Genomic DNA, 12,697 nt, shown 5'->3' with positions numbered 1-12,697 from the left:
CTCAAATCCCGGATTTCATGAAGCGCCCATCTGCTGAATGGCATCGGATTCATAGACGCTGATGCCGGTTTCCATTTCTTTAGCAGCTGCTATCATGGCGTTGGCCACCGTGGCTGCTTTAATGGGCCGGTATTTTTTCCATCTCCCTTGTAACAGGAAATAAAATAGCTGGATAAGGTATTTTCCCAGCCATTCGCCCAGGCGGAATTCTTTTCGGGAGCCTATCAGCACGGAGGGGCGAAAAATGGCAATGCTGTGGAAGCCGGCTCGTTGTATGGCTTCTTCCATTTCTCCTTTGGTACGGAGATAAAAATTGCGGGAATGAGCATTGGCGCCGATAGACGACATCACCAGTATTTGCGACACGCCCTGCTCATGCGCTATCCTGGCGCATTTTACCGGGATGCCGTAATCTACTCCCTTAAATCGCTCCTGCGATCCCGCTTTTTTGATGGTGGTGCCGATACAACAAAACAACACATCGCCCTGTAAAGCGGCAGCGAGATTTTCGTCATCTTCAAAATCCACGATCACGTTTTCCAGCCTGGGCCTGGAATGTGCCCAGGGCCTGCGGATCAATACTTTTACTTTGTCAAAGGCAGGGTCTTGCAACAGGGCCGCCACCAGGTGGGTGCCTGTAAGTCCGGTAGCTCCTATGACAATCGCAGTCTTGTTCATGAAAATGGATTAATGGATTTGGAAATTTCTAAATGATTTGCGGCTATCTTTGCTGACCATAAATTTAAGTTATTATGCAGGTATCAGAAAATGTTCTGCTCAAATCCTATAATACATTCGGTATCGGCGCCCATGCGCGGTATTTTGCAACTTTTGCATCTGTGGAAGACCTGATGGATTTAACAGCGCAACAACAGCGGAGCAATTTACCCCGGATGATACTGGGGGGCGGCAGCAATATCCTGTTTACCGGCGACTTTAACGGCTGGATGCTGAAGAATGAATTAAAAGGCATCACGGTAGTGAAGGAAGATAACGACTACGTATATGTGAAAGCGGGCGCTGGTGAAAACTGGCATGGCTTCGTACAGCATTGTATCGCCCTGCAGCTGGGAGGCGTGGAAAACCTGTCGCTGATCCCAGGTAATGTAGGCGCCAGTCCTATGCAAAATATCGGCGCTTATGGAGTAGAAATAAAAGACGTTTTTCATGAGCTGGAGGCCCTGCACCTGGATGATAACCGCATTGTTACTTTCAACAATGCTGATTGCCAGTTTGGTTACCGGGAAAGTGTTTTTAAAAGACAATACCGTAACCAGTTTGCCATCCTGTCGGTTACCTACCGGCTCAGTAAAAAGCCGCATTTCAACACCAGCTACGGCGCTATCAACGAAGAACTGCAACGCATGGATGTGCAAACACTGTCTATACAGGCTATCAGCCAGGCGGTGATCAACATTCGTTCTTCTAAACTGCCCAACCCGGCAGAAATAGGCAATGCCGGCAGCTTCTTTAAGAACCCCACTATCCCTAAAGAACAATATGAGGCTTTACATGCTGCTTTTCCGCAACTGGTGGCTTACCCGGTAGCCAATCATGCTTTCAAGCTGGCTGCAGGCTGGCTAATAGAACAATGTGGCTGGAAAGGTTACCGCAAAGGCGACGCAGGCGTACATGCCAAACAAGCGCTGGTACTGGTAAATTACGGGGGCGCTACCGGTAAAGAAATTTACCGGTTGTCGCAGAAAGTGGTAGACAGTGTACAGGCGAAGTTTGGCGTGGAGCTGGAAAGGGAAGTGAATATTGCTTAAATGGAAGGGCTGTTTTGAGGAGCATAAAGCAGAAAGCTTAAAGCAAAAAGCTATTGTGGAGAGTGGGTTTAGCGAATATTTTAAAAATAGCGTTAGTCATTCTCCACAATAGCTTTTTGCTTTAAGCTTTCTGCTTTATGCTCTCCCTTTTATATGGGCAATGATTTTTCCTGCATGTTCCCTTGAGTTTTCTATGAACCACACATGTGTGTTCATACCGCCACATACCACTCCGGCAAGATACATGCGGGGCATATTGGTTTCCATGGTGAGCGGATTATATACCGGCATTTTTATCGCATCATCTGATAAGGTGATCCCGGCATTTTCCAGGAAAGCAAAATTCGGTTGGTATCCGGTCATGGCAATAACAAAGTCGTTGGCGATGGTGATATTGCCATCAGGTGTGGCAATATCTACTTCTTTTTCACGGATGGCCAGTACCGACGATTTAAAGCAGGCCTTGATAGATCCCTCCTTGATACGGTTTTCTATATCCGGTTTTACCCAGTATTTCACTCTCGATCCAATGGCATCTTCGCGGATTACCATGGTTACGCGCGCGCCTTTGCGATACGTTTCCAAGGCAGCATCTACGGCGGAGTTGTGAGCACCGATCACCAATACATCCTGGGTAGCGTAAAAGTGCGGATCTTTATAGTAATGGGTTACTTTTGGCAGCTGCTCACCTGGTACATTAAGCAGGTTGGGAATATCATAAAAGCCGGTAGCGATGATGATGTGCCGGGCGTGCCAGGTACGGTGACTGGTAATTACCGTATATTCGTTGGCGTTAGGTGTGATCTGTTGTACTTCTTCAAACAGTTTTATATTCAGTTCATGTGAAGTGGCTACCCGGCGATAGTATTCCAGCGCTTCCGGCCGGGTAGGCTTGGGGTTGATGGATACAAATGGCACATTCCCGATTTCCAGTCTTTCGGAAGTAGAAAAGAAGGTCATGTACAACGGGTAGTTATAGAGAGAATTGACCACACAGCCTTTTTCTATAATCACATAAGAAAGACCTGCTTTCTTGGCTTCCAGTGCGCAAGCCAGGCCGATAGGGCCTCCGCCTACAATCAAAACATCAAACGCAGCATTCATACAATCATATTTTGTTATAACGCCGCTATATAATCCAGCAGGCGATACATGGTTTCATTATTGGCTTCCAGCAGGTTCATGTGCTGGCGTATTTTTTCTTCACTTTGAACAAAGGCGCCACCGGCGCTGATATCGCTGGCACAATGGTGCAACAGGCTATCGATGATTTCGGGGGTAAATTCCATGTGAAATTGCAGACCGATGACCCGGTCGCCGTAAATGAAGGCCTGGTGGCTACAGGCGGCCGATGCGGCAAAGCGGGTAGCTCCGGTGGGCACATCGAAGGTATCGCCATGGAAATGGAAGGTATTGAAATGATGTGGAAGTACGTTTTCCAGTGGTGCGGCCTGCGCCTGGAAACTGAGATCCAGCGGGAACCAGCCAATTTCCTTTAGCGTATGTGGATACACATTGGCGCCCATGGCGGCAGCGATGAGCTGTGCACCCAGGCAAACGCCCAGTACCTTTTTATTTTGTTGTATGGCATCGCGGATCAGCGCTATTTCTGTGGTCATCCAGGGGAGCTGGTCCTGTTCGTACACTGCCATAGGGCCTCCCAGTACAACCAGCCAGTCGGCGGATGCGAGGGCGGTCGCATCTGTGCTTTCATACCAGCGGGTATGGGTGAGCTGATGCTGGTGGCTGGCTGCCCAATTGGTAATGCAGCCCGGGCCTTCAAACGGCACATGTTGAAAGTAGTGAATATGCATATGCGGCATGGTAAAATTGGTATACGAAGATACACCCGCTATTTTACTTCTGCTCTCGCCAGCCGGAAATATTCATATCCTTTCATGCCCTTACTCTTTTCGCCGAAGTATTGCGCACGGTAATCTGCGGCGCCGCCTTCATAGTGGAGTACCATGTTGTAACTATCCAGGTAGGTGCGCAGCTCGTTGGGGCACATGCCGAAATCCCAGTTTTCGCCGGCCCGTTTCAGCAACCGGTCTATCCGCGGGAAACCATAAAATGCCTTCGGATTTTCCAGCACAGCGCGGTCTGCATAGGTAAAGATGATCTGTGTTCCGGAACGTAATTGTTTGATATAGTGAAAGATCATTTCCGCCTGCCGCGCTTCCTGGCTGGAAGTAACACCTTCCCAGAGAAACAGGCTTTTGTAATGTTCGCGGTGAAAGAGCTGGGGAATAACATCGGAGATGCTTTCGGTATTCATGTCCAGCGGAATATAATCGACATGTACGGCAGGTAATCCTCCTAGTGAATTGATGATACTGCGTTTGCGGCGTTGTATATCCGGATGGTCCAGTTCCACATAATGTACCGGCAGGCCGGGACTTAACCGGTGAGGCCTGGTGTCGTAAGTGGCGTTGAGGATAATGACCTGGTTAATACCCTCGTTTTTGATGGCGTGACAGATCATCTCATCAATCAGTTTTGTCCGGGCAGCCGCCGCAGTAAAGGTTCCTGGCCAGCGTATCTGTATACTGGCGGCTACCATACTCCGGATCAACTGAATGCTGCAACAGGCAATAATGATTTGCCAGGATTTGGAAAGAAAGGCAGTAGCAAACGGATCGTGAAAAAGTCTTTCTTTTTCTGGCCCGGAGCTTTCAATGGCTCTGAAGGTGGCCATATAAATGCCAGATTTGTTGGCGGGTGACCGGCTCATGAATAACGTGTAGTCATTAAGGTTACTGAGAATTACATCCTGTTGGTTGTTTTGATTTGGCTTTCGAGCTGTCGGAAACAAATATATGTAAAATGAGAATAGGGTTATCACGGGATTTTCCTCGGTATGCTATACCAGGCAGCGGATAGCGATCAGGGTGCCGGTGCTGATCAATACCCACAGCAATATACCGAGCAGTAAAGGCTTCCTGCCTATCCCGCGGAGTGCTTCCCGGGTAAGGTTGGTGCCTATGAGAAACAGCGTCAGGGAGAGCCCTGTTTTAGCTCCTTTGACCATCAGGGATGCCAGGGATTGCACCAGGGGAACCCAGGTGTTGAGCAGCATCGCGATAATGAAAATGCCGATGAACCAGGGGATTTTTATTTTACCTGTATCTGTTTTAAACAGCAGCGTGGTAATAAAGGCTACCGGGATGATCCAGAGGGCGCGGGATAGTTTTACAGTAGTTGCTATTTGCAGGGCTTCCTCCCCATATTTGTTGGCCGCACCTATCACAGAGCTGGTATCATGGATAGCGATGGCACTCCATAGCCCAAATTGTTGCTGGGTAAGATGCAGCGCATGACCTATCGCCGGAAATATAAAAAGAGCCAGGGCATTTAGCAGGAATATAATACCCAGGGCCACGGAAATTTGTTTTTCTCCTGCCTTCATCACAGGTGCAATAGCGACGATAGCACTACCGCCGCAGATAGCGGTACCACAGGAAACCAGGTGGGTGGTGTGTTTATCTACGCCCAGCAATTTACCTAACAAGGCGCCAGTCAGTAAGGTGGCGGCAATGGCTGCCACGGTAAACAGGAAACCTTCCTGGCCGGCTTTCAGTGCGCTGTGTACATTCATGCCAAACCCCATCCCGATAATAGACAGCTGTAACAGCCAGTGGGTAATCCGGGGAGTGACCGCGGCAAAAGGATTACCGGTGGTTTGTGCGAGGGCAAAGCCCATCAGCAATGCTACGGGGGGCGGAACCACCGGCAACAGCGTGATGGCGGCTGCTGTAACAAAGATTATTTTGGGTGTAAAAGCCGTTAACCAGTGCTCACTTACTTGATGATGTTGCATACACGAAACGATTGTAATGAGGTACAAAGTTCCGTATAGTGGCGGCCGGAGTCAAATGATGATCTGTAATGGGTGATAACCGTTAGTTATGACCTTAATCAACAGCGAGAATGAACTTGTTGAATTTCTGCGCAAAATCTTCTTTCAGGCTGTTGTCTATCCCGCTGAGATAGTTGACGGTAAAACCCCGTTGTAGGCGGCGGGCGCTACTGCCGTCTACCTGCAGTGGCCGGGAGTGCAGCACGCCAATCAGTTGCTGACCCTGGAATACGAGCGCCAGCCGGTATAGTGGGCTGGGATCATCGATACCACTTTCGTAATTGAAGTAAAGTATATAGGGTGTAAGGGTCTTTTCTTCTTCGAGACCAAAGTTGCGGATGAAGGATTGCATATCGGCGATGCTGCGACCAGTATGCTGTTTCAGATAACTGGCGAGCGCCGTTTCGATGATGCTGCCGCCCCGGATATTTTTCTTTTCCGTATAGCCGTTAACGGTAGCCCACATTTTTTCGCCATTGGTAGCCACGGGTAATTTGATATCGCGTTCCAATACGCCGGCGGCTACGCCATTGACCTTTATTTTACGGCCTTTACGGAACAAAGGCTTGCTGTATTCCTGTGGAGTGATATCAAAATCTACGCTTACAGGGTACCAGTCTTTTTTCAACGGGGCGCATCGCAGCGGGATATAATCTTCCAGTGAAACGATGGGATCTCCCCCGGGGCTATTGCGTATTACCGCACTGCCGCTGATTCTTTCACCCAGTATAGGGGCGCTGGTAGTTGTTTTGGCTATATTCTTTTTAGCAGGAGCAGGTATTTTAGTGCTGATGTGCGCATTTTCTTCATTATCGTATTTGCTGTGCTTATCTGTCAGGTTGCAGGAAGCCAGCAATACCGCCAATCCAAGGCAGGATGAAATTTTGTTGAGATGCATATGTCCAGTTACTGTTTTATGAGATGGGAGGGACTCTGGCCTCCATCTGGGCTGCATCCGCACAAAGATTAGGCCTAGAATTCAGAAAAGATAACTGTATCGGCTGTTTGAAGGCGATGAATTTGTTTCATGCTGGAAAAAGGGTCGAGGGGAGACCAGTCCTGTGCCGTAAACAGCTGAATGGTTTTACCACGTAGTTGCTGGTCGAGTTGGTCGGAACTCAGGTGGCCGGTAGCTTTTTTGGAGATGTAATAAATTTTCGGATCATTCTTCAAATGAATAACAATGCCAGGGGAGCCATTTTTAATTTCCTGTACCACGCCGCTGGTGGGAAGGCAATTTTTTTTATTGGCCTTGCTGATAGAGGGAATGCCGGAAATAAGCAATACAAGTATTAACGTGGCTACGAGCAATAAAGCAGCGAGACCTCTTTTGTTGGCTTGTTTTTTCATGAATGGTTGTTGGCGTTATAGGTCAGGTACAGTGTGGACTCAAATTACGAAATATATGAATAAAAAAAGCAGGCGTTGAGGGCCTGCTTATATGTTGTCATTATTTTCCTTTTTTATTTCCGGCATCTTCCTCTTCTTCCCAGTCGTCGTTTTCATCCCAGTTATCGTCCTCCCAGTCTTCATCTTCCTCTTCTTCTACCAGGAGACTTTGTTCGGAGCCGGGTTCTATATCATTTTCGCGCCAGTAGGCTACAATTTCATCGGCTTTCTGTTGTATGGGTGTAAAGTCGCGGATGGTATTATCTTCGAACTGTACTTCCACATCGGGCATGCCTTTAATGGCGTTGAAACATTCCTGGAGCAGGGTAATGTTGGATGGTGCATTCCGGAGGGCGCTGTAAGATAGCCTGATGGCGTCAAACGGGCCACTGTTGTGAAACACCTCTTCTCCGTTGAGCATAGGGAAGAGCCATACCAGTACATCATCTCCGGTGTCTTCACCGTTGAGGATACCGAAAAAGTCATCGAGTTGCTCAAAACCCAGCGGCGCCAGGGTAGCGAAGTTTTTATTCCTTGGCGGGAACTTAGGATGTTCTTCTCCGGTAATTAAGAATAATTCACCGAACCTGGGCTTCTCTTTGGCGAACCTGAAGTCAATGAGGATGTCGTTTTCCATTGATGGTTATTCTGTTTTCTACTGTAATTTAATAGTTTAATCGGAAGGTATTATAAAAAAATTCTACTGGATAACAGCGGCGGCAATTCTCCGGTAAGCGTGCAGGTATTTGTTCAGCCGGGCAACATCCGTTTCTTTTACGTTTGGCATGCGACGGATATCCATATTATCGGTAAGATCGTTTAGTTTAACTACGCAGGCAAGGCGATTCTGCAGGGTGCGGTCTATAAAATGGTTGTAATCTTCGTCGTCATCGGATTTGGTAACACAATACAGAGCAGCCAGTAAATGTGGCGCCAGGCCTTCTTTTTCCAATGCTTCAAAGGTCCAATCGGTATCTTCTACCAGGTCGTGCAGGACGCCTACTATTTTTTCGTCTTCGGTACGCCCCATTTGCATTACCCGGAATACGTGTCCGAGGTAGGGTTGTCCGTATTTGTCTAACTGGTCTTTATGTGCTTCGGTGGCGATTGCGATCGCTCTGCTCAGGTTCATGGTATAAATTTAGGGATTTTCCCCTGCCCGGATTTCAAGCGGACAGGGAAAAATCCCTAAATTAAAATTTATTTACATAAAATGATGACGTACAAAGGCTTCCATAGCAGCGTATTGCTGCAAACCTAAGCGGTCGTAAAGGGCAGCAGTGTTGGCGTTACGGTCTTCTGCACGCTGCCAGAATTCGCGAAGGTCGGTACCCTGGAAAGGCACTACGTCTTTCTGACTCTGGTGAATGAAGATACCGAGGCGTTTCTGGAGTACCTGGTCAGGGCTCATTGGAACAGCCATTTCAATTTCATGGATATCCCATTCCTGCCATGCACCTTTATACAGCCATACCCAGCAATCTTTCGCCCAGTCTTCGGTTTTCACGATTTCCAGTGCGGCGAAGATAATATCCAGGCATACTTTGTGGGTGCCATGTGGATCGGCCAGGTCGCCCGCACAATAGATCTGTTGTGGTTTCAGTTTGCGGAGCAGCTCCACAGTCAATGCTACGTCTTCAGGTCCCATTGGTTTCTTTTCCACCAGGCCGGTTTCATAGAAAGGCAGGTTCTGGAAATGTGCATTTTCTTCCGGAATACCTACGTAACGGCAGGTAGCTTTGGCTTCGCAGCGACGAATCAATCCTTTGATAGCGCGGATTTCCGGGGTATCTTTCTGGCTTGGTTTCTTGGTACGGATAAACGCTTTGGCTTCATCCAGGATCATAGAGCTCTTGCTCTTATCAATGTCGAACATGCCTTCGAAACCTACGGCAAAGTCAATAAAGCGCAGCAGGAACTCATCTGTTACGGCGATATTACCGGAAGTCTGGTAAGCTACGTGTACATCATGGCCTTGCTCATGCAAACGGATAAAAGTACCACCCATAGAGATGATATCGTCGTCCGGGTGTGGAGAGAAGATCAGGACGCGTTTTTTAGCCGGCTCTGAACGTTCCGGGTGGTGAGGCAACTGGGGACCAGGTTTGCCGCCGGGCCAACCGGTAATGGTATCGCGGATAGCGTTGAATTCTTTGATATTGAGCTCATAAGCAGAACCATATTGTACGATCAGGTCGTTCAAACCATTTTCGTTATAGTCCTTATCGGTGAGCATCAGGATAGGTTTGTTCAGCTTTAGTGCCAGGCTGGTTACTGCTTTGCGGGTCAGACCAGGGGTCCATTCGCAATCGCCGGTGAGCCAGGGTTCATTGAAGCGGGTGAGGTCTGCTGCAGCCTGCTCATCGATCGTGAATTTGCAGTTAGGATGCTGTTGAAGCAGGGACGCAGGCACCTGGTCGGTACTGTGACCTTCTACAGAGCGGCGTACAATTTTGGCTTTGTGCGAGCCCCAGGCCATCAGCAAGATGCGTTTGGCTTTGAAGATGCTGCTGAGACCCATTGTAATGGCCAGACGAGGCACCTGGCTCATGTTGGGGAACTCGTAAGCGTTCGCCAAACGGGTACTGTTGTCCAGTGTTACCAGGCGGGTGTGTGAATTGATATTGGCGCCTGGTTCGTTGAAACCTATATGACCATTGTTACCGATACCCAGCACCTGGATGTCGATACCACCTAAAGATTCAATGCGGTTGTCGTATTCTTCGCAGTATTTTTTGATCTGATCTTTCGGGATCGTACCATCCGGAATGAAGTACTGGCCTTCCGGGATATCTACATGATTGAAGAGGTGTTCTTTCATAAAGCGGTTGTAGCTCTGTAAGGCATCCGGCTCTATGGGATAATATTCATCCAGGTTAAAAGTAATCACATTCTTGAAGCTCAATCCTTCTTCCTTGTGCATACGTACGAGTTCTGCGTACATGTATTTAGGAGTAGAGCCTGTGGCAAGTCCTAAGATACATTTTTGACCGGCAGCCTGCTTTTCGCGGATTAACGCGGCAATTTCCTGCGCCACTGCTTTGGAACCCTCTTTGGCAGAAGGATGTATTTCCACAGCAATTTGTTCAAAGCTGTCGATCAGTTCGATTTCCTGATGATTAATCGTCATTTGTAAACGTTTTTGATTAGATGCGGTTTAAAAACGAGCCGGAAAATTAAAGAATTTACTGCTAATGCACATTATTATTTAGCAATATTTAATTTTTATTTCTTTAGCTTGTATGAAACCGTTTAATATTTTATCTCGTTAGTATGTTTAGCATACAGCGGCTGAAAGCCGTATCACATATTTTGGTGTAGGAGTCATAAGATGAAAACCGTTAGTGTAATTGCACTAACGGTTTTCTATTTTTCTAGTTGATGATAAATTCATCAGCAAACAGCCAGGCGCCATTTCCAGCTCCTGCTGCACCAGCAGGAATCTTACCAAAATTCTGCATTTGCACTTTCACAAAACGGCCGCGCACCTGCTGCAGTTGTCCCCGCACTTTATTAATACCCTGTTGCGCGAAAGTATTTTGTTTATACACTTCCTTAAAGGTTTTGCCATCATCCGAAACAGAGAAGATAACCTGTTTGGGAGGATAAATCCAATCGCCTTTTGCGTTGATGGTGTTAATACCTACCAGGTGAATATCCTGTAAGCTATCCAGTTCTACTATTGCCTGCATATCACCGCCTTTAAATCCGAACCACTCGCCATCGTTATAGGCCGCATTACCTTCAATACCGTTTACCAGTATAAAGTTGCTGACAGGGCTATGGCTCTTGTCGGGGGCGGTAGCCAGTGTTACCTTTTTGGCGATACCCTTATGGAAGAGGAATGTTTGGTTATACTCACCGCCAAAAGGTTTGCCATCCAGGAATACCTGCGCCCGCACGGTACCTGATTTGGTGATCTGTACAGGTTGTGTATAAGGAGTCGCCTGAGGGGTAGGAGCGGTACTATCGGTCGTGAAAAATATTTTGCCACCGTCTAATTTAGCGGCCAGCACTACTTCCACGCCACCTTTACCATTATCAACCGCTTTACCGGTTACTTCAAATACATGCTTGGCATAATTTACCTTTTTCAGATCGAGCCGTTTTACATGTACTTTCAAACGGTCCACAAAGTTGTCGTAGTTACGCTTGTCTTTAGGAGACCACAATACCTCTGCCAGTGCGCAGGCGCGTGGATAAGCCATGTACTCCAGGTAATCGGTGTTGCCAATGTATTCTGTCCACAGGTTGGCCTGTGCGCCTTTGATATACTTTCCTTCTTCAGGGCTCAGTTCCGTTGGCACTGGCTCATAGGAATATACCTGGCTTACCGGCAGGAAGCCGCCAATAGCCAATGGTTCGTTGGGACTTTTAGATTGGTAGTGGTCGAAGTAGCAATATTCGCCAGGCGTCATGATCACGCCATGTTTTTGCTGAGCGGCCGCAATACCTCCTTCAATGCCTCTCCAGCTCATCACCGTGGCATTGGGGGCCAGGCCGCCTTCCAGGATTTCGTCCCAGCCGATGATCTGACGGCCTTTGCTATTGAGATATTTTTCCATCCGGTGAATGAAATAACTCTGCAGGGCATGTTCATCCTTCAGGCCTTCCTGTTTCATGCGGGCCTGGCATTTAGGACATTTCTCCCAACGTACTTTCGGGCATTCGTCGCCACCGATATGAATGTATTTGCTGGGAAACAGCTCCATTACTTCATCCAGCACATCCTGTAAGAACAGGAATACACTGTCGTTGCCGGCGCAGTATACGTCGTCGTATACGCCCCAGCGGGTGCCTACTTCGTAGGGGCCACCGGTACATCCCAGGTTAGGGTAGGCAGTGAGCGCTGCGAGTGAGTGGCCTGGCATTTCTATCTCCGGGATAACGGTTACAAAATGATCAGCCGCATATTTCACTACTTCTTTTACCTGCTCCTGGGTATAATAGCCACCATAAGGCTTGCCATCATATTTATTATCGGCGTAACGGCCAGCCATGGTTTCCTTCCTTTTGGAAGCAATTTCCTGGAGGCGGGGATATTTTTTGATTTCAATGCGCCAGCCCTGGTCTTCTGTCAGGTGCCAGTGGAAGGTATTCATCTTGTGCATGGCCAGCAGGTCGATATACTTCTTGATGAAATCAACAGAGAAGAAATGGCGGCCCACATCGAGGTGCATACCACGGTAGGCAAAGCGGGGAGCATCTGTAATGCTTACGCCCGGAATGTACAGGGCATGGGCTTTTTCTACCGGTAATAACTGGATTAAGGTCTGTACGCCATAGAAAGTACCGGCGCCACTGTTACCATTAATGGTAACGTTATTGTGGTCAGTGTTCAGCGTATATCCTTCTGCGTTAGTGGTGTCATTGCCGGTATGGAGAATAATCGCATTTTTATCGCCCTGGTCTTTAACAGCCAGTTCATAACCGGTGAGTTCTTTGAGCCATGTGTTGAACAAAGCGGCAGTTTTTTTGTCGCTTTCGTTGTTGGCTACAATGATCGTTTGCTTATCCAGCAGGAAAGAATCGGCTTTTTCGCTGATGCTTGCCGGCACAGGAATGATGCTCACCTTGCCTTTGGGAGCGGTAACACTTTGCGTGCCCGAACAGCCCCACAATCCTGCGAAGGCGGCGACCAGGCATAGGTGTAATAAGTTTTTCATTGTCATATAATGGA

Annotated in this window: 11 protein-coding genes and 1 pseudogene; 1 reads left to right on the top strand and 11 read right to left on the bottom strand. The window is 47.9% G+C overall.

The window, feature by feature from the left end; translation table 11 throughout:
• Positions 1 to 15: 15 nt before the first annotated feature.
• Entirely contained in the window at positions 16 to 678 is a 663-nt protein-coding gene (locus HGH91_RS15430; protein ID WP_168739584.1) for an oxidoreductase, read from the bottom strand.
• 74 nt (positions 679 to 752) lie between these two features.
• Between HGH91_RS15430 and murB the strand changes: the two genes are divergently transcribed.
• Positions 753 to 1,769 carry a UDP-N-acetylmuramate dehydrogenase gene (murB, locus tag HGH91_RS15425; protein ID WP_168739582.1) on the top strand — a complete coding sequence of 339 codons (1,017 nt, stop codon included), beginning with the start codon at positions 753 to 755 and terminating at the stop codon, positions 1,767 to 1,769.
• Between the two features lie 135 nt (positions 1,770 to 1,904).
• Here murB and HGH91_RS15420 read toward each other — a convergent pair whose 3' ends face one another.
• From HGH91_RS15420 to HGH91_RS15375, 10 genes and pseudogenes are all read right to left on the bottom strand, one after another.
• Positions 1,905 to 2,873: a YpdA family putative bacillithiol disulfide reductase gene (locus tag HGH91_RS15420; protein ID WP_168739580.1), complete on the bottom strand. Its 969-nt coding sequence runs from the start codon at positions 2,871 to 2,873 to the stop codon at positions 1,905 to 1,907.
• Positions 2,874 to 2,887: 14 nt separating this feature from the next.
• Positions 2,888 to 3,583: a type 1 glutamine amidotransferase gene (locus HGH91_RS15415; RefSeq protein ID WP_168739578.1), complete on the bottom strand. Its 696-nt coding sequence runs from the start codon at positions 3,581 to 3,583 to the stop codon at positions 2,888 to 2,890.
• 38 nt (positions 3,584 to 3,621) lie between these two features.
• A complete protein-coding gene (locus tag HGH91_RS15410; protein ID WP_168739576.1) occupies positions 3,622 to 4,467 on the bottom strand; it encodes a class I SAM-dependent methyltransferase in 846 nt (281 codons plus the stop codon).
• A 165-nt stretch (positions 4,468 to 4,632) separates the two neighbouring features.
• Positions 4,633 to 5,589 carry a YeiH family protein gene (locus HGH91_RS15405; RefSeq protein WP_168739575.1) on the bottom strand — a complete coding sequence of 319 codons (957 nt, stop codon included), beginning with the start codon at positions 5,587 to 5,589 and terminating at the stop codon, positions 4,633 to 4,635.
• Positions 5,590 to 5,683: 94 nt separating this feature from the next.
• The gene (locus HGH91_RS15400) at positions 5,684 to 6,526 is read right to left on the bottom strand and encodes a hypothetical protein (protein WP_168739573.1); all 843 of its coding nucleotides are present in this window, start codon (positions 6,524 to 6,526) and stop codon (positions 5,684 to 5,686) included.
• Between the two features lie 74 nt (positions 6,527 to 6,600).
• A complete protein-coding gene (locus HGH91_RS15395) occupies positions 6,601 to 6,978 on the bottom strand; it encodes a hypothetical protein (protein WP_168739571.1) in 378 nt (125 codons plus the stop codon).
• Between the two features lie 100 nt (positions 6,979 to 7,078).
• Positions 7,079 to 7,654 (bottom strand): hypothetical protein, encoded by a 576-nt coding sequence (locus HGH91_RS15390; RefSeq protein WP_168739569.1) that lies wholly within the window; start codon positions 7,652 to 7,654, stop codon positions 7,079 to 7,081.
• A gap of 63 nt (positions 7,655 to 7,717) precedes the next feature.
• The gene (locus HGH91_RS15385) at positions 7,718 to 8,149 is read right to left on the bottom strand and encodes a phosphohydrolase (RefSeq protein ID WP_168739568.1); all 432 of its coding nucleotides are present in this window, start codon (positions 8,147 to 8,149) and stop codon (positions 7,718 to 7,720) included.
• A gap of 72 nt (positions 8,150 to 8,221) precedes the next feature.
• Positions 8,222 to 10,153: pseudogene (nagB, locus tag HGH91_RS15380) on the bottom strand (glucosamine-6-phosphate deaminase); the annotation flags it as partial.
• Between the two features lie 238 nt (positions 10,154 to 10,391).
• Positions 10,392 to 12,683: a beta-N-acetylhexosaminidase gene (locus HGH91_RS15375; protein WP_168739566.1), complete on the bottom strand. Its 2,292-nt coding sequence runs from the start codon at positions 12,681 to 12,683 to the stop codon at positions 10,392 to 10,394.
• Positions 12,684 to 12,697 lie beyond the last annotated feature (14 nt).

Origin of the sequence: Chitinophaga eiseniae (assembly GCF_012641265.1) — a bacterium.
Classification (GTDB): domain Bacteria; phylum Bacteroidota; class Bacteroidia; order Chitinophagales; family Chitinophagaceae; genus Chitinophaga; species Chitinophaga eiseniae_A.
Note: the sequence above shows the minus strand (reverse complement) of the source record. Positions and strands in the feature narration are given on the sequence as shown.

What these genes read in the sequence shown, in the direction of transcription:
- HGH91_RS15430 (WP_168739584.1), bottom strand. Translation starts at nt 678, where the DNA reads ATGAACAAGACTGCGATTGTCATAGGAGCTACCGGACTTACAGGCACC.
- murB (WP_168739582.1), top strand. Translation starts at nt 753, where the DNA reads ATGCAGGTATCAGAAAATGTTCTGCTCAAATCCTATAATACATTCGGT.
- HGH91_RS15420 (WP_168739580.1), bottom strand. Translation starts at nt 2,873, where the DNA reads ATGAATGCTGCGTTTGATGTTTTGATTGTAGGCGGAGGCCCTATCGGC.
- HGH91_RS15415 (WP_168739578.1), bottom strand. Translation starts at nt 3,583, where the DNA reads ATGCATATTCACTACTTTCAACATGTGCCGTTTGAAGGCCCGGGCTGC.
- HGH91_RS15410 (WP_168739576.1), bottom strand. Translation starts at nt 4,467, where the DNA reads ATGGCCACCTTCAGAGCCATTGAAAGCTCCGGGCCAGAAAAAGAAAGA.
- HGH91_RS15405 (WP_168739575.1), bottom strand. Translation starts at nt 5,589, where the DNA reads ATGCAACATCATCAAGTAAGTGAGCACTGGTTAACGGCTTTTACACCC.
- HGH91_RS15400 (WP_168739573.1), bottom strand. Translation starts at nt 6,526, where the DNA reads ATGCATCTCAACAAAATTTCATCCTGCCTTGGATTGGCGGTATTGCTG.
- HGH91_RS15395 (WP_168739571.1), bottom strand. Translation starts at nt 6,978, where the DNA reads ATGAAAAAACAAGCCAACAAAAGAGGTCTCGCTGCTTTATTGCTCGTA.
- HGH91_RS15390 (WP_168739569.1), bottom strand. Translation starts at nt 7,654, where the DNA reads ATGGAAAACGACATCCTCATTGACTTCAGGTTCGCCAAAGAGAAGCCC.
- HGH91_RS15385 (WP_168739568.1), bottom strand. Translation starts at nt 8,149, where the DNA reads ATGAACCTGAGCAGAGCGATCGCAATCGCCACCGAAGCACATAAAGAC.
- HGH91_RS15375 (WP_168739566.1), bottom strand. Translation starts at nt 12,683, where the DNA reads ATGAAAAACTTATTACACCTATGCCTGGTCGCCGCCTTCGCAGGATTG.